The sequence below is a fragment of the Hymenobacter sp. genome, assembly GCF_035709525.1.
Lineage (GTDB): Bacteria > Bacteroidota > Bacteroidia > Cytophagales > Hymenobacteraceae > Hymenobacter.
On record NZ_DASTEP010000158.1, the window covers coordinates 22,853 to 37,241 of the forward strand.

Sequence of the window (14,389 nt, forward strand, 5' to 3'; positions counted from 1 at the left end):
AAACCCGACGTGCAACCCGGCGCGATGGTTCAACGTAGCGTATTATCTTTTTCGGGGCAGGTAGTCATTTTATTTGAAATACAGTCGGTTGTAGAGACGCATCTTTGCGTCTCACGTTCGGCGAGCTCAACGACGTTGAGACGCAAGGATGCGTCTCTACACCGATTTTAGAAAAAAAAGGCGCGAACCCCGGAGAGTTCGCGCCTTTTCAACGCATGACACGCGCGGACCAGCAGGGCCCACGGTACTGCTTATTTAGCAGCCTGAATTGCTTTAATCGCCGCGTCGGCCGCGGCCTGGTTTTGGGCGGCGTTGGGCTTGCCTTTTTGGGCTTCGGCACCTTTTTGGATGGCCCCTACCATCGCTTTATCAATGCCATAGGCTTTGAGTTGCGGCACCATGGCCAGCTGTTGCAGGCGCGTAGTAGCTTCCGAGAAGGCCTTAGCGTCGTCGAGGCGGCCCAGCATCTGAGTCATCGGCGCGATGTAGCGGTATTTAGCCTGGCCGTTGGCCGCGTCGTAGCGGTCGCGGATGTACGCCCACTGCGCCGAGCCGCCCTGCTGGGCGTACACGCTCATCATGGCCGCGCCGAGGGCAGCCGGCGCGTCTACTTCGTAGGCTTTGGCGCGGGTCAGCGCCTCGGTGGGGTTGAGGTCGCCGAGGGCGCGCAGGGCCGCGCCCTGCACCGTCAGCGAGGGGTTGTTGGCCAACTCCTGGGTCACGAGCTTCTCGTCTTTCTTGTCCTTGAGGTCGCCGAGCGCGCCGAGCACGGCGGCCAGCACGTGCGGCTCTTTCTCGGTGGTAGCCAGCTTGCGGAGCACGGGCGCGGCGGCTTTGGCCACGTCCTTGTTATCCATTTTCAGGCCTTCGGCGGCGGCCACGCGCAGCTGGTAAAACTTGTCGCTCAGCGCCGACACCACGAGGGCGCGGGCGGCGGCATCGGTAGTTTGCTTGGCCAGCGCCGCTTCCAGCGCCTCGGCACGGTCCACAAAGCGCGGGGCCGACTTGTACTGGTACGCAAACTCGGCTAGCGGCTTGTTGTCGGTTTTCTTCCAGAGCAGGGTTTTGTCGGCGTCCACGTTCACCAGCGTGGGTTTGGCGGCCAGCGGCATGGTGAAGGTTTGGGTGGCCTCCGTCATCGTTACTTGCTGGTGTACGGCCTTGCCATTCACGTAGTAATCAATGGTAAACGGCAGCTCAAACGGTTTGCCCTCCTGCGTCTGCTTCACGGTTACGCTCTGCTTTTTGGCGGCCGCGTCCCAGGCGTAGTCGATGGTTACGACGGGGTGGCCCGCGCCGTAGTACCACTGGTTGTAAAACCAGTTCAGGTCTTTGCCCGACACGGCCTCCATCGCCAGGCGCATCTGGTGGGCTTCGCCATTGCCAAATTTGTTGTCCTGCAAGTACTTCTGCAAGCCCGCGAAGAACACGTCGTCGCCGAGGTAGGTGCGTAGCATCTGCACGATGGCCCCGCCCTTCTGGTACGTCACGAGGTCAAACATGTCCTCCTGGCTGTCGTAGTGAAAGCGCACCAGGTGCTTGCTGGCGTCGCGCTTGCTACCGAGGTAGCGCCGCATGTAGGTGTAGTTGTGGGCGTCGGCGGCGTCCTGGCCGTATTTATACTCGGCATAGAGGCCCTCCGAGAAGTCGGCCATCGACTCGTTTACCGTCAGGTTCGACCACGATTCGGCCGTCACGTAGTCGCCAAACCACTGGTGAAACAGCTCGTGCGCAATCACCGATTCGCTGCTGTACTCGCGGTCTACCAGCTCCTTGTCAGTCATTTGCACCTGCTCACCGTGCAGCGTGGCGGTGGTGTTTTCCATCGCGCCGCTCACGTAGTCGCGGGCCACGATTTGCGAATACTTATTCCACGGAAACTCGACGCCCAAGCGCTTGGAATAAAACTCCATCATGTCGGGCGTGTTGCCAAAAATCTGCTTGGCGAAGGGCGCGTACTTGGGTTCGAGGTAGTAATTAACCTCTTTGCCGCGCCAGCTGTCCTTGTAGATTTTGAAGTCGCCCACGGCCATCATAAACAGGTAGGGCGCGTGCGGCTCATCCATTTTCCAGGTGTCGGTGCGCAGGCCGGGGCCGGCGGGCGTCTGGCTCACCAGCTTGCCATTGCTGAGGGTCACGTACTTGGCCGGCACGGTCATGGCAATTTCCTCGGTCGTCTTCTGGTTGGGCCGGTCGATGGTCGGAAACCAGGCCGACGAGCTTTGCGACTCGCCCTGCGTCCAGATTTGCACCGGCTTGCCCTTCACTGTGCTGTCGGGGTTGATGAAATACAAGCCCTTGGCATCGGTGATGGCAGCCGAGCCTTTGGTTTTCAGCTCGTCGGGCTTGGCCGTGTACTCGATGTAGACGATGTACTGCTCGCCCGGCTTGAAAAGTTTGCCGAGGTTGATGCGCAGGTTTTCCTGGTCGGAGTAGTCGTACTTGAGCGGCTGCTGGGTGCTGCCGTTCATTAGGGCTACCGTCTTGATATCCATGCCCTGGGCATCGAGGCGCAGCGAGTCGGTGGCGTAGGCGTGGGGCTTCAGCGTCACCCATTCTTGGCCGTAGAGGTAGCGCTTGGCGTAGTCGAAGCGCACGGCCAGCTTGGTGTGCACCAGGTCGTTGATTTTAGTGGCCGAGGCGCGGTAGGGGCCGGGGGCCGGGGCGGCGGGTGGGGTAGGAGCCTGGGCCTGAGCCGTGGCCGACACGGCGAGCAGCAGGCAGCCCGGCAGCGCGGCGAGCAAAGCGTTTCTCATGAAAAAAGCAAAGGAGGAAATAATACCAGCGTCAAAGATGCAGGCCGCACCCCGAAAGTTGCCGCCCAACCGGCCGCCCCCACGCAAAACGAGCCCGCCGCTGTAGTAGCGACGGGCTCGGCATGATAAAGCGAAAGGTTAGGCTATTTACTTAACAGTCAAATTGGCGCGCAGCTCGCCGCCGCTGTTGGCCGAGGTGTGGATGTTGGCATAAATGCGGCCCGCCATCAGCGAGTCGGCCTGCATGGCGTTCAGCGTCACGGTGCCGCCAAAGCTGCCGCTGGTGGTGGTAGGTATGCCCGAGAAGGGCACCGTGGGCGCGGCCGTAGTGTGCTTGGGGTTGCCGTAGTGTAGGTGGGCACCGGTGGGCGCACCCGTGAGGCCGGTGTAGGTGATAGTGTAGTTCAGCACTTTGGTGCTGGGCGTGTAGGTGCCCGTAACCGAGCCCGAGCCCGAGGCCGTTACGGCGGGCACTTCGTTGCTACCGCTCAGGGTACCCGAAACCTGCATGGTCGGCACGCTTTCGTCGTCTTTTTTGCAGGCGCTCAGCAGCACCAGGCCAGCGAGGGCGGAAAGAAGAGCTTTCTTCATAAGTAAAATAAGGTTAAAGAGCAGTAATTGGTAGTGATTAAGCCGCTGCAAAGGTATTAAGCAATAGCAACTTGATGCGTTATAAGGTTTTGCTATAATTTTGCATTATTCTACTAAAGCGTATGGGGTATCGCACAAAATGCAGAGAGCCGGCCGCTGGGTAGCGGCCGGCTCAGTAAGTAGTGGTAATGGTTGCGCTTACTTGGCTACCAGGTTGGCGCGAATCTCGCCGCCGGTATTGGCAGCCGTGTGCAGGTTAGCGTACATATTGCCGGCCAGCAGGGCAGTCTCCTGAGTTGGCGTGAGTAGCGTCGAGCCCGTGATGGGTGAGTAGGCTACGTAGGGAAACGTGATGACGACCGGCCCCGCCACACCGGGCGCGCCCAGGTGGAAGTGGCCGGCCGTGGGCGTAAGGCCCGAGTAGGTTACGGTGTAGTTCAGCGTCTTCGTGTTCTTTAGGTGGCGCTCACGTTGCCGGTGGCACTGGTCGTCACGGCGGGTACCTCGTTGGCACCGCTAAACGTGCCCGTTACCTGCATGGGGGCCACCGTGGGGGATTCTTCCTCCTTTTTGCAGGCGGTAGTGAGCGTGAGGGCCGCCAGCGCGGCCAGGAGTAGGGCTTTCATAATAAGCTGAAATGTAAGGGGGTGGGGAGGTGATTGGCGGCGTAAATAAAGGTTGTAAAACCTGAACGGTTGCTGCCAGGACTCTTCTGGTGCCAGGCCGTGCCTGCTAAGAAGGCAGAATATAGCTCGTCTTATCGCGCGGAGCTTGCCGCCCTGGCAGAAAAGCGCCTGCCGCCCCGCCATTGTGGCAGAAATAACGGGCTGGTACGCGGCTTGTAACAAGGCCGCCAGCGGCTTCGTAGCTGCTTTTCTAACCCCGACATCACTTCACTTTAAATCTCAGCACCTTACCTATCATGGGCAAAATCATCGGTATAGACTTGGGCACCACCAACTCGTGCGTCGCCGTAATGGAAGGCAACGAGCCGGTTGTAATCCCCAACTCCGAAGGCCGTCGCACTACCCCTTCTATCGTCGCGTTTCTCGACGGTGGCAAGGGCGAGCGCAAGGTAGGCGACCCGGCTAAGCGCCAGGCCGTTACCAACCCCACCAACACCATTGCCAGCATCAAGCGCTTCATGGGCCGCCACTTCAATGAGGTGACCCAGGAGCAGAAATACGTGGCCTACGACGTAGTGCCCGGCCCCAACAACACGGTAGCCGTGAAAATCGGCGACCGCAATTACACGCCCCAGGAAATCTCGGCCATGGTGCTTCAGAAAATGAAGCAAACCGCTGAGGACTACCTCGGTACCAGCGTAACCGAAGCCGTTATCACGGTGCCCGCTTACTTCAACGATGCCCAGCGCCAGGCTACCAAAGAGGCCGGGGCCATCGCGGGCCTCGACGTGAAGCGCATTATCAACGAGCCTACCGCTGCGGCCCTGGCCTACGGCATGGACAAAAAGCACAGCGACCAGAAAATCGCGGTGTATGACCTTGGCGGCGGCACGTTCGACATTTCGATTTTGGAACTCGGCGACGGCGTGTTCGAAGTACTGAGCACCAACGGCGACACGCACCTCGGTGGCGACGACTTCGACCAAGTTATCATCAACTTCCTGGCCGACCAGTTTGCCAGTGACAACGAAGGCCTCGACCTGCGCAAAGACCCGCTGGCCCTCCAGCGCCTGAAAGAAGCCGCCGAGAAAGCCAAAATCGAGCTTTCGAGCAGCAGCGAAACCGAAATCAACCTGCCCTATATCACGGCTACTGCCAGCGGCCCCAAGCACCTGGTAGTGAAGCTGAGCCGCTCGAAGTTTGAGCAGCTGAGCGACGAGCTTGTGCGCCGCTCGATGGAGCCCTGCAAAAAGGCGCTGCAAGACGCCGGCCTGAGCGCTTCGCAAATCGACGAAGTAATCCTGGTAGGTGGCTCGACCCGTATCCCGCGCATCCAGGAAGAGGTAGAGAAATTCTTCGGCAAGAAGCCTTCGAAAGGCGTGAACCCCGACGAGGTAGTAGCCATTGGCGCGGCCATTCAGGGCGGCGTGCTCACCGGCGAGGTGAAAGACGTGCTGCTGCTCGACGTAACCCCGCTGAGCCTGGGCATCGAAACGATGGGTGGCGTGATGACCAAGCTCATCGAGTCGAACACCACCATCCCGACCAAGAAATCGGAAACCTTCTCTACGGCTTCGGACTCGCAGCCTTCGGTAGAAATCCACGTGCTGCAAGGCGAGCGCCCGCTGGCCAGCCAAAACCGCACCATCGGCAAGTTTCACCTCGACAGCATTCCGCCCGCACCCCGCGGCGTGCCGCAGATTGAGGTTACGTTTGACATCGACGCCAACGGCATCCTCAACGTAACGGCCAAAGACAAAGGCACCGGTAAAGAGCAGAAAATCCGCATCGAAGCCAGCTCGGGTCTCAGCGATGCCGACATCGAGCGCATGCGCAGCGAAGCCGCCGCCAACGCCGACGCCGACAAAGCCGAAACCGAGCGCATCACCAAAATCAACCAGGCTGACTCGCTGATTTTCCAGACCGAGAAGCAGCTCAAGGAGTTTGGCGACAAGCTGAGCGATGGCAACAAAACGGCCGTTGAAACGGCGCTGGCCGACCTCAAAAAGGCCCACGAAAGCAAGGACATCAACGGCATCGACGCCGGCGTGGCCGCGCTGAACAAAGCCTGGGAAACGGCTTCGCAGGAAATGTACGCGGCGGCTGGGGCCCAGGGCGGCCAGCCCGGCGCCGAGGGCTTCGGCGGTGCGCAAGGGCAGGGTGGCCAGCAGGGCCAGCCGGCCGGCGACCACGTTACCGACGTGGATTACGAAGAAGTAGACGGCAAATAGACCGCAGATTCAAACTGATTAAACAGATTTCGCAGATGCGCTTGGCTGCGCCAAGCTGACTGAGTTTTGATTCGGATTTGCTTTGATTGGTTGAGAAGGCCGGGGGCGTAAGCTTCCGGCCTTTTTGCGTTGATGTGGCATGATTTTTCCTGTGCAACAAGTTGAATTTTAAGTTGAACAAATAGTCCTCCGCTTGGGTGATACGGCTGAGCTTTAACTTTGCTGGCTGGATAAAGTAATAGCACCAGCAACGCACCGTTGTGGTAAAAGGTCAAACCTGCTGGCTGGTTGACTACGTAAGTCTTTTCGATGAAGTATTTTCCTACCCTGCTGCGCGCTGCTAGTCTGCTGGCGCTGGTACTAGTTGTGAGTTGCACCCGGCGCGAAACCAGCAGGGAAGGCGGCCCCAGCCGGGGACCCGAGTTTCGGGTGCGCGCCGTGGAAGAAGTTTCGCTCAACGGCCTCGACGTGCTACCGCTGCGCACCCCGGCCGACATGGATTTGCCCCGCCGCAACCAGATTATCGCGGGCTACGTCAACAAGCAGCTGCCCTTGCGCGCCCGCGTGCAGCTCAATGCTTACAATCCTGGCCTGGAGCCCGTTGCGCTGTCTGGGTTCGATTACACCGTGCTCGTGGATGGCCGCCCGCTGGGCAAAAACCACCAGCAAACCGACCTGGAGCTACCGGCCGGCGACTCGGTGCGCGTGCCCGTGGCGTTCGAGTTCAACACCTATAAATACCTCGGCGACGACGCCATGCCCGCCCTGCGCAACTTTGCCCTGGGCTTTGGCGATGTGCGCCGCCACCGCATCACGCTGCAAGTGCGCCCCCTGCTGCGCACCGGGCGGGGCCGCGTGAGCCGCGCCAGCCAGATAGCCCCGCCCGCCCTGGCACTGGACGCCACCCGGTAGCCGTTTTTTAGCTCGCTAGAAATGTCGTTCGGCGGGCCTGGCCAGCGGTTTGGCTAAATGGGCCGGTAGGGGCACCGGCTGCCTTGTTGGTTTGCATCGGCTTAGCGCTGAGCATCAAGAGGCGCGGGCTTTTTCCATGAAAAAGGCTACCCGGTTTTTATCCTGCACCGCGCCCCTGCTGGTGGGCTTGCTGGCCACCACTGCCAGCTGCACCCTGCGCGAAACCGGCCGCGAGCCGGTGGTCCAGCGCACGCCCCGGTTTCGGGTAGAAGCCGTGGAAGAAGTTTCGCTCAACGGCCTCGATGTGCTGCCCCTGCGCACTCCGGCCGACATGGATTTGCCTCGCCGCAACCAAGTCATCGCAGGTTATGTCAACCAGCAGTTGCCGCTGCGCGTGCGGGTGCAGGTGCGCGCCTACAACCCCAACGCAACCAAAGCTACCCTTGCTGGCTTCGACTACACCGTGCTCGTGGATGGCCGCCCGCTGGGCAGAAGCCGCCTCGTAACCGCGTTGCAACTGCCGGCCGGCGACTCGGTGCGCGTGCCCGTGGCGTTCGAGTTCAACACCTATAAATACCTCGGCGACGACGCCATGCCCGCCCTGCGCAACTTTGCCCTGGGCTTTGGCGACCCATACCGGCAGCGCATCACGTTGCAGGTGCGCCCCTTGCTGCGCGCCCCCAAAGGCGCACTCAGCAGCCCCGCAAGCCGCACCGCGCTGGCTTATCCGCAGGGCGCAGCCCAGGCCGAGGCCCTGCCCGTCAGCGCCCTCCATCTAGCGAACTAGGTTTAAATAGCAGTTACAATATCCCCCACCTTCTGCTTGCCCGGCTGGCCGAATTATTCGGCGGGCCGGGTTTTTTATTGGTCGGAGCACGCGGGGAGCGTTAGGAAGAAAGCTCCTCGGTAGCCGCTTCCTGAATTTTCTCGCTGGCCTCGAGCCGGTCTTCGGCGTCGGGCGCTTCGAGCTCATCTTCCTGGGCCTGCCAGCCCTGGGGCTCGTAGCTGAGGCGGATGTAGATAGGGTAGTGGTCGGAGCCAATGTGCGGCAGCCGCTCCAGGTGCTGCAAGCGGAAGTGCGCCGAGTGAAACACGTGGTCGAGGGGCCAGCGCAGCAGCTTGTGGTCGGCGTGGAAGGTCGGTAATAGGCCCCGGCCCACGCGCGGGTCGAGCAGCCGCGCCAAGCGCCGAAACAGCTCGGAGGTATGCGACCACGCCACATCATTGAGGTCGCCAGCCACGATGGTGGGCCCGTCGTGGTGCTGAATGGCGCGGCCCACCAGCAGCAGCTCGGCGTCGCGGCGGGTACTGGTTTTCGACTCTTGAGGTGCGGGCGGCTTGGGGTGCACAAAGTGCAGCGCTACCGATACGCCGCTCGGCAGCTCGACCCGCCCGTGAAACGACGGAATGCCGGGGTCGAGAATAAATTGAATTTCCTTTTCGCGCAGCGGCAGCCGCGAAAAAACCAGCATCCCGTAGGTATTGGGCAGCGGGGCGTGGCAGGTGTGCGGGTAGGCCGCGCCCAGCAGCGCCAGCTGGCTCAGCCACCAGTCGTCGGTTTCGACGGCCAGCACGATGTCGGGATTGTACTGCCGAATGACACCCAGGCAGCGCGAGGCATCGCGGTTGTACATCAATACGTTGGTAACCAGCAGGCTGATGTGGTTGTCGTGGTCCTCGGCCGGGCGCTCGGCATCGTGCACCTGCTTGGCGTGCAACGGCGTGTAGGGCCAGATGCGCGTGAGCTGGTAGGCCACGGCTGCCAGCACCAGCCCCGTGAGCAGGTGTGCCGGCACCCAGGGCAGCGCCAGGCCGGGCGCTTGCAGCAGCGGCAAGCTCAGTAGCAGCCCGGCTACTAGTTGCAGGCGCGGAAAGTCGCACACCCGTATCCACCACGCCGTTTGGCGCAGCAGCGGCAGTAAGGTAGCCACTAGCCCCGTTGCGGCTAAAAGCAGCCCCAGGCCGCGGCAAAACAAATAAAAACCAGACACGCAGGCAAAGGTAGAGTGGGAAAAAACAGGGAAGAGCAGGGGGTAAACACAGCTACTAACGGAGCAGCTTCAGGGCGCGTTGTGCGGGAGGCGGCGGCGCTGGTGCCGGCCCTACCTTTGCGGCATGGAAGTCCTGATTGCCACCTTCACGACCATCTTTTCGGTGGTCAATCCCTTCGGGGCGATGCCGGTCTTTCTGACCCTCACCAGCCACGACACGCCCGCCGCCCGCCGCCAAACGGCCCTGCGCGCCTGCCTCTACATGGTAGCGATTTTGAGCGTGGCCTACTTGGGCGGGCAGTACATTCTTAACTTCTTCGGCATCAGCATTCAGCACCTGCGCATTGCGGGCGGTATTTTGCTGATGCGCTCGGCCTTCGACCTGCTCACGCCCGGTGCCAACCGCGACCGCGTGGGCCCCGATACCCTCGAAGAAAGCACCCACAAAGACGACATCAGCTTTACGCCGCTGGCCATGCCCATGCTCTCGGGGCCGGGCTCGATGGCCATTTGCATCGGCCTCATCCGCCCCACGCACTTCGACCAGGCGATGACGATTCTGGGCTTCGGGCTGGTGGCGGCGGCCAGCTTTTTGGTGCTGCTGTCGTCGCTGCGGCTCACGCGGCTGCTGGGGCGGCCGGGCATGGCGGCGCTGGCCCGCATCATGGGCTTTATTACGCTGGCCATCGGGGTCAACTTTCTGGCTTCGGCTATTGGGGCGTTGTTTCCGGGCCTTAGCCGGTAGGCGGCGGGGCGGCCGTACTTTTGCGGCCACTCTATGCTACAAAACGATATCCTCCTCCGCGCCGCCCAAGGCGAAACCACCGAGCGCACGCCCGTGTGGCTCATGCGCCAGGCCGGCCGCATCCTGCCCCAATACCGTGCGTTGCGCGGCCGCCTTTCCGGCTTTAAAGAGCTGGTTGAAACGCCGGCCCTGGCGGCCGAAGTCACCATTCAGCCCGTCGATGCGCTCGACGTGGACGCGGCTATTATTTTCTCCGACATCCTGGTGGTGCCCGAGGCTATGGGCCTCACCTACGAGATGGTAGAGGCCCGCGGCCCGCTCTTTCCGGAAGTAGTGAAAACCGCCGCCGACGTGGACAAGCTGCGCGTGGCCGACCCGCACGAGCACCTCGGCTACGTGCTCGAAGCCCTGCGCATCACCAAAAAAGAGCTGGCCGGCCGCGTGCCGCTCATCGGCTTCGCCGGCGCGCCCTGGACCATTTTGGCGTACATGGTAGAGGGCCACGGCTCCAAAACCTTCAGCAAAGCCCGCCGGATGCTGTACCAAGAGCCCGCCCTGGCGCACCAGCTGCTAGAGAAAATCACGGTGACGACCATCGCCTACCTGCAAGCGCAGGTGGCGGCCGGGGCCGACATTGTGCAGATTTTCGACTCGTGGGCTGGCATTTTGCCGCCCGCGCACTACGCCGAGTTCTCGACGCGCTACATCAACCGCATCAGCGCGGCGCTCGCGCCGCTGGTGCCCGTCACGGTGTTTGCCAAGGGCGCGTGGTGGGCCGTGGAGGACTTTGCCCACTCGCCCGCCCGCACCATCGGCCTCGACTGGAACCAGTCGCCGCAGCAGGTGCGCCAGCAGGCCCCCGGCAAAACGCTGCAAGGCAACCTCGACCCCTGCGCCCTCTACGGCACGCCCGCCCAAGTAAAAGCCGCCACTGAGGCCATGCTGCGCGAGTTTGCGGGCGGCCCGCACATCGCCAACCTCGGCCACGGCGTGTACCCCGATACCAACCCCGACAACGTGAAGGTATTCGTGGAGACGGTGAAGGCGTGGCAGGGCTAGGAAAAAACGTAGCGTTTAAGAGCTTTTAAAAATGAGTTTGTTTCGTAAGCTGGCAATCCCCGCAAAATTTAGATTTATCGAGCGCTACTACGCAAACAAACCGTTTCGGCTACTGGACATCGGGGCCGGAAACCATTCGGCATCCAACACCAAAAAATGGTTTCCGGCCTGCGAGTACTACGGCGTCGATTTAGATAAAAACTACAACAACAACGAGCGGGATTTTCAGGCCATGACGGCCTTCTACGAAATGAACCTGGAGGAATTGAATTTCAGCGCAATTCCCGATGGTCATTTCGATTTCATTATGATGGCCCACGTTATTGAGCACTTGCGCAATGGCGACGCCGTGCTCGAAGGCCTGCTGCCAAAGCTACGGCCGGGCGGCCTGATTTACGTGGAGTTTCCAGGCTTTCAGTCGACTACCCTGCCTTCGATGAAAGGCACGCTCAACTACTTCGACGACGACACGCACGTGCGGATTTACGCGCTCAGCGAGCTGTATAACCTGTTTATGCGGCAGCGCTGCCAGGTGCTGGCCGGGGGCACGGTGCGGCGCTGGCAGGCCATCGCGCTCATTCCCTTCAAAATACCGCACAACCTGCTCAAGTACGGGCGCATTGTGCCGAGTATCTTCTGGGATTTGCTGGGCTTTGCGGAGTACGTGCTGGCCAAAAAACAATAGCTTTTCTTACCGCTTCTCACTACCAGCAACATGGATGTAAAAGACAGCAACGGCAACCTGCTCGCCGAAGGCGACTCCGTCACCCTCATCAAAGACCTCAAAGTGCGCGGCTCGTCGCAGACGCTCAAGCGCGGCACGGTGGTCAAAAATATCCGCCTCACCAACTCGCCCGCCGAGATTGAGGGCCGCGCCGGGGGTAGCACAATGGTGCTGAAAACGGAGTTTTTAAAGAAAGCCTAAGCGCGATGGGACTAGTATCCGTAGAGTTCGGGTCGGTATGGTTTTCGGTGTTGTCGCTGGTCGTGTCGGGCGGGTTGTTTCTGCTGTGGCGGCGGCTGTTTCGGCGGCTTTTCCGCTCCGAGGCGGTAGTGCTCATCGGCACCGCGATGGCGGCCATCATCATGACGCCGGTAGTGATGCTGGGCGCGCTGTGGCTCTGGGCGCTGGTAACTAAATAGCCGGCAAGTAGCCCCATGCCCACCGAAGAAGAAAAAATGCTGGCCGGCGAGCTCTACGCCGCTTTCGACCCCGCGCTGGTGGCCGCCCGCACCCGCGCCAAGCGCCTGCTGCACCGCCTCAACGTGACGGACTACGTGGTGGGCGACGCCGCCCGCGCCACCCTGGCCGAGCTAGTGCCCCACGCCGGCGAAAACCTGTGGATTGAGCCGCCCTTTCACTGCGACTACGGCCACCACATCCACTGTGGCAGCAACGTGTATTTCAACGTGAACTGCGTGGTGCTTGACTGTGCCCGCGTCACCATCGGCTCCAACGTGCTGTTTGGCCCCGGCGTGCAGCTCTACGCCGCCACCCACCCGCTCGACGCCGTGGTGCGCCGCACGCTGGAATTTGCCCGGCCCATTACCATCGGCGACGACTGCTGGCTGGGGGGCGGGGCCATCGTGTGCCCCGGCGTCACGATAGGGGAGGGCTGCGTTATCGGGGCCGGCGCGGTGGTGACCAAGGACGTGCCCGCCTACTCGCTGGCCGTGGGCAACCCGGCGCGGGTGGTGCGCAGTCTGTTGTAACGCCAAGCTCCCGCTTGGCGAGCGAGCGCAGCGAGCATCGGCGTAAGCGAACGTTGGCAAGCGTAGCTGCTCGCTGCGCTCGCTCACCAAGCTAGAGCTTGGTGTTACAACCCCGCCGCCTCGGCTTCAGCCAGCAGCAGCGGTTTCTCTATCGGCACCACGCCCACTTGCTCGCACACCAGCCCGCCGCCCAGGTTGGCGAGCGCGGCCGTGAAGGCCGCCGGCTGCCGCAACGCCACGCAGCACGCCGCGATACTGATAACCGTATCGCCTGCGCCTGACACGTCGGAAATGGTGCGCAGGTGGGCCGGCAGGTAGGTTTTCTCCTCGCCCTGCTGCGCAAACACACCGTGCTCGGACAGCGTTACCAGCACGATTTCGGGCGTGAGGACTTCGCGCAGGCGGGCCACGGCGGCCTCGAAGCCGGCCCGGTCTACGTCGGGCGCGCCAAATTCGAGGGTGAGGCCCTCGCGCAGCTCTTTCAGATTGGGCTTGAATAGCGTGCAGTGGCGGTAAGCCAGGAAGTTCTTTTTCTTGGGGTCAACCACCGTGGGCACGCCGCGCTCGCGGGCGCGGGCAATACACTGGCTGATGATGCCTTCGCTGAGCACGCCCTTGTCATAGTCCTCGAAAATGACCACGTCGGCGCGGGGCAGCAGGTCGTCGTAGGCGGCGAGTAGCTGGGCGGCTTCCTCGGCGTTGAGGTCGGTTTCGACTTCCGAGTCGATACGCACGAGCTGCTGGCCCTGGGCCAGAATGCGCTGCTTGAAGGTGGTGGGGCGGTGCGCGCTGCGGATGAGGCCATCGGCGGGCAGGTGGTGGCGGTGCAGCAGGTGCAGCAGCTGGTCGCCGCCCTGGTCGTCGCCCACCACGGCGCACAGCAGCGGCGTGGCCCCGAGGGCCTGCACGTTGAGGGCCACGTTGGCGGCCCCGCCGAGGCGCTGCTCGGTGCGCTCCACGTTCACGACGGGCACGGGCGCTTCGGGCGAAAGGCGGCTGGCGCGGCCCCACACGTAAGCATCGACCATGACGTCGCCCACGATGAGCACGTGCAGGTTATTGAATTTCTCGAATAGCGCGGTAAGCGGGGTAGAAGCCAACATGGGCGCAAAAGTAACCCCGGCGCGAATGTGTCTGCTATTAGAAGGCCTAGCCTAAGTGCAGCGCTAGTCTTGCCTGATGACAATCGGTCCTATCAGCATATCGCCCGCCGCCAAAGAAGCTTTCACCTTGTCGGAAAGCTTGGTCAATACTTTATACTGATTAATCTCCGCGTTCAGGACGAAAACAGTCAGCGTGTACTTCTCAAAATTTTGCTGGTGTTGCAGGTTCTTATTGAACGTAAGCAGCGCGTGAAAACCGTCGGCCAGCATGAGCTTCAGTAGCTCGCCGTTTTTGATGCCATTCCAGCCTTTATCGCGCACGGTGAAAATCTCGTGCTCAGTAAAATCCTGCTTCAGCTGCTTAGACAGGTTCTCATCAAGCAGCAGCCACATATAGCTGGTCTATGTTTTTCGAGGTTACTAGTTTGTTGGCAAGGTCAAGCATCGCAATATCTTGCGCCTTGGTCACGGTAGGAAAATCGTCTAGAAATTCATCTAGCGAAACGCCGGCTTCCAAATGGTCAAATAAGGACTCTACTGGCACTCGCGTGCCGGCGAATACTGGTTGCCCGCCCAGAATATCGGGGTCGATGGTAATGAGGGTGCTAATACTCATGGCATAGAAATCAATAAAGTGGTCTTATTTCAAAATTGTCAATATA

Annotated in this window: 18 protein-coding genes; 9 read left to right on the forward strand and 9 right to left on the reverse strand. The window is 61.2% G+C overall.

Annotated features, from left to right (window positions below; translation table 11 throughout):
• Positions 1 to 251: 251 nt before the first annotated feature.
• The 4 genes from VFO93_RS13490 to VFO93_RS13505 form a co-directional block, all read right to left on the reverse strand.
• Positions 252 to 2,756 carry a M1 family aminopeptidase gene (locus tag VFO93_RS13490; protein ID WP_325134904.1) on the reverse strand — a complete coding sequence of 835 codons (2,505 nt, stop codon included), beginning with the start codon at positions 2,754 to 2,756 and terminating at the stop codon, positions 252 to 254.
• A gap of 147 nt (positions 2,757 to 2,903) precedes the next feature.
• A complete protein-coding gene (locus VFO93_RS13495; protein ID WP_325134905.1) occupies positions 2,904 to 3,347 on the reverse strand; it encodes a CHRD domain-containing protein in 444 nt (147 codons plus the stop codon).
• Between the two features lie 198 nt (positions 3,348 to 3,545).
• Positions 3,546 to 3,788, reverse strand: coding sequence for a CHRD domain-containing protein (locus VFO93_RS13500; RefSeq protein WP_414653580.1), 243 nt, complete (start codon positions 3,786 to 3,788; stop codon positions 3,546 to 3,548).
• 14 nt (positions 3,789 to 3,802) lie between these two features.
• Positions 3,803 to 3,973 carry a hypothetical protein gene (locus tag VFO93_RS13505; RefSeq protein WP_325134906.1) on the reverse strand — a complete coding sequence of 57 codons (171 nt, stop codon included), beginning with the start codon at positions 3,971 to 3,973 and terminating at the stop codon, positions 3,803 to 3,805.
• A gap of 296 nt (positions 3,974 to 4,269) precedes the next feature.
• On the opposite strand from VFO93_RS13505, the gene dnaK reads away from it, so the two are divergent.
• The gene (gene dnaK / locus VFO93_RS13510) at positions 4,270 to 6,204 is read left to right on the forward strand and encodes a molecular chaperone DnaK (protein ID WP_325134907.1); all 1,935 of its coding nucleotides are present in this window, start codon (positions 4,270 to 4,272) and stop codon (positions 6,202 to 6,204) included.
• On the opposite strand, the gene VFO93_RS13515 is transcribed toward dnaK, so the two are convergent.
• A complete protein-coding gene (locus tag VFO93_RS13515) occupies positions 6,180 to 6,479 on the reverse strand; it encodes a hypothetical protein (RefSeq protein ID WP_325134908.1) in 300 nt (99 codons plus the stop codon). The two genes, dnaK and VFO93_RS13515, sit on opposite strands and share 25 nt — an antisense overlap.
• 34 nt (positions 6,480 to 6,513) lie before the next feature.
• On the opposite strand from VFO93_RS13515, the gene VFO93_RS13520 reads away from it, so the two are divergent.
• On the forward strand, positions 6,514 to 7,116 hold the full coding sequence (locus VFO93_RS13520) for a hypothetical protein (RefSeq protein WP_325134909.1): 603 nt from the start codon (positions 6,514 to 6,516) through the stop codon (positions 7,114 to 7,116).
• 136 nt (positions 7,117 to 7,252) lie between these two features.
• Entirely contained in the window at positions 7,253 to 7,903 is a 651-nt protein-coding gene (locus VFO93_RS13525; protein WP_325134910.1) for an LEA type 2 family protein, read from the forward strand.
• A 100-nt stretch (positions 7,904 to 8,003) separates the two neighbouring features.
• On the opposite strand, the gene VFO93_RS13530 is transcribed toward VFO93_RS13525, so the two are convergent.
• Positions 8,004 to 9,047 (reverse strand): endonuclease/exonuclease/phosphatase family protein, encoded by a 1,044-nt coding sequence (locus tag VFO93_RS13530; RefSeq protein ID WP_325134911.1) that lies wholly within the window; start codon positions 9,045 to 9,047, stop codon positions 8,004 to 8,006.
• Between the two features lie 184 nt (positions 9,048 to 9,231).
• On the opposite strand from VFO93_RS13530, the gene VFO93_RS13535 reads away from it, so the two are divergent.
• The 6 genes from VFO93_RS13535 to VFO93_RS13560 are packed head-to-tail and all read left to right on the forward strand — an operon-like array spanning position 9,232 to position 12,624.
• Positions 9,232 to 9,852 carry a MarC family protein gene (locus VFO93_RS13535; protein WP_325134912.1) on the forward strand — a complete coding sequence of 207 codons (621 nt, stop codon included), beginning with the start codon at positions 9,232 to 9,234 and terminating at the stop codon, positions 9,850 to 9,852.
• A 33-nt stretch (positions 9,853 to 9,885) separates the two neighbouring features.
• Positions 9,886 to 10,911 (forward strand): uroporphyrinogen decarboxylase, encoded by a 1,026-nt coding sequence (gene hemE, locus VFO93_RS13540; protein ID WP_325134913.1) that lies wholly within the window; start codon positions 9,886 to 9,888, stop codon positions 10,909 to 10,911.
• Positions 10,912 to 10,942: 31 nt separating this feature from the next.
• Positions 10,943 to 11,596 (forward strand): class I SAM-dependent methyltransferase, encoded by a 654-nt coding sequence (locus VFO93_RS13545; RefSeq protein WP_325134914.1) that lies wholly within the window; start codon positions 10,943 to 10,945, stop codon positions 11,594 to 11,596.
• A 30-nt stretch (positions 11,597 to 11,626) separates the two neighbouring features.
• The gene (locus VFO93_RS13550) at positions 11,627 to 11,836 is read left to right on the forward strand and encodes a zinc ribbon domain-containing protein YjdM (RefSeq protein WP_325134915.1); all 210 of its coding nucleotides are present in this window, start codon (positions 11,627 to 11,629) and stop codon (positions 11,834 to 11,836) included.
• Positions 11,837 to 11,841: 5 nt separating this feature from the next.
• Positions 11,842 to 12,054 carry a hypothetical protein gene (locus VFO93_RS13555; RefSeq protein WP_325134916.1) on the forward strand — a complete coding sequence of 71 codons (213 nt, stop codon included), beginning with the start codon at positions 11,842 to 11,844 and terminating at the stop codon, positions 12,052 to 12,054.
• Between the two features lie 15 nt (positions 12,055 to 12,069).
• On the forward strand, positions 12,070 to 12,624 hold the full coding sequence (locus tag VFO93_RS13560) for a sugar O-acetyltransferase (RefSeq protein ID WP_325134917.1): 555 nt from the start codon (positions 12,070 to 12,072) through the stop codon (positions 12,622 to 12,624).
• Positions 12,625 to 12,728: 104 nt separating this feature from the next.
• On the opposite strand, the gene VFO93_RS13565 is transcribed toward VFO93_RS13560, so the two are convergent.
• The 3 genes from VFO93_RS13565 to VFO93_RS13575 all read right to left on the reverse strand — a co-directional run bounded on the left by VFO93_RS13565 (position 12,729) and on the right by VFO93_RS13575 (position 14,343).
• Positions 12,729 to 13,727, reverse strand: coding sequence for a bifunctional ADP-heptose synthase (locus tag VFO93_RS13565; protein WP_325134918.1), 999 nt, complete (start codon positions 13,725 to 13,727; stop codon positions 12,729 to 12,731).
• 63 nt (positions 13,728 to 13,790) lie between these two features.
• Complete coding sequence (locus VFO93_RS13570; RefSeq protein WP_325134919.1) at positions 13,791 to 14,120, reverse strand: hypothetical protein; 330 nt, start codon at positions 14,118 to 14,120, stop codon at positions 13,791 to 13,793.
• A complete protein-coding gene (locus VFO93_RS13575) occupies positions 14,104 to 14,343 on the reverse strand; it encodes a DUF433 domain-containing protein (RefSeq protein ID WP_325134920.1) in 240 nt (79 codons plus the stop codon). Before VFO93_RS13575 ends, VFO93_RS13570 begins: the two co-directional genes overlap by 17 nt.
• Between the last annotated feature and the right edge of the window lie 46 nt (positions 14,344 to 14,389).

What these genes read in the sequence shown, in the direction of transcription:
- VFO93_RS13505 (WP_325134906.1), bottom strand. Translation starts at nt 3,973, where the DNA reads ATGAAAGCCCTACTCCTGGCCGCGCTGGCGGCCCTCACGCTCACTACC.
- VFO93_RS13490 (WP_325134904.1), bottom strand. Translation starts at nt 2,756, where the DNA reads ATGAGAAACGCTTTGCTCGCCGCGCTGCCGGGCTGCCTGCTGCTCGCC.
- VFO93_RS13535 (WP_325134912.1), top strand. Translation starts at nt 9,232, where the DNA reads ATGGAAGTCCTGATTGCCACCTTCACGACCATCTTTTCGGTGGTCAAT.
- hemE (WP_325134913.1), top strand. Translation starts at nt 9,886, where the DNA reads ATGCTACAAAACGATATCCTCCTCCGCGCCGCCCAAGGCGAAACCACC.
- VFO93_RS13520 (WP_325134909.1), top strand. Translation starts at nt 6,514, where the DNA reads ATGAAGTATTTTCCTACCCTGCTGCGCGCTGCTAGTCTGCTGGCGCTG.
- VFO93_RS13570 (WP_325134919.1), bottom strand. Translation starts at nt 14,120, where the DNA reads ATGTGGCTGCTGCTTGATGAGAACCTGTCTAAGCAGCTGAAGCAGGAT.
- VFO93_RS13550 (WP_325134915.1), top strand. Translation starts at nt 11,627, where the DNA reads ATGGATGTAAAAGACAGCAACGGCAACCTGCTCGCCGAAGGCGACTCC.
- VFO93_RS13575 (WP_325134920.1), bottom strand. Translation starts at nt 14,343, where the DNA reads ATGAGTATTAGCACCCTCATTACCATCGACCCCGATATTCTGGGCGGG.
- VFO93_RS13565 (WP_325134918.1), bottom strand. Translation starts at nt 13,727, where the DNA reads ATGTTGGCTTCTACCCCGCTTACCGCGCTATTCGAGAAATTCAATAAC.
- VFO93_RS13525 (WP_325134910.1), top strand. Translation starts at nt 7,253, where the DNA reads ATGAAAAAGGCTACCCGGTTTTTATCCTGCACCGCGCCCCTGCTGGTG.
- VFO93_RS13545 (WP_325134914.1), top strand. Translation starts at nt 10,943, where the DNA reads ATGAGTTTGTTTCGTAAGCTGGCAATCCCCGCAAAATTTAGATTTATC.
- VFO93_RS13495 (WP_325134905.1), bottom strand. Translation starts at nt 3,347, where the DNA reads ATGAAGAAAGCTCTTCTTTCCGCCCTCGCTGGCCTGGTGCTGCTGAGC.
- VFO93_RS13555 (WP_325134916.1), top strand. Translation starts at nt 11,842, where the DNA reads ATGGGACTAGTATCCGTAGAGTTCGGGTCGGTATGGTTTTCGGTGTTG.
- dnaK (WP_325134907.1), top strand. Translation starts at nt 4,270, where the DNA reads ATGGGCAAAATCATCGGTATAGACTTGGGCACCACCAACTCGTGCGTC.
- VFO93_RS13560 (WP_325134917.1), top strand. Translation starts at nt 12,070, where the DNA reads ATGCCCACCGAAGAAGAAAAAATGCTGGCCGGCGAGCTCTACGCCGCT.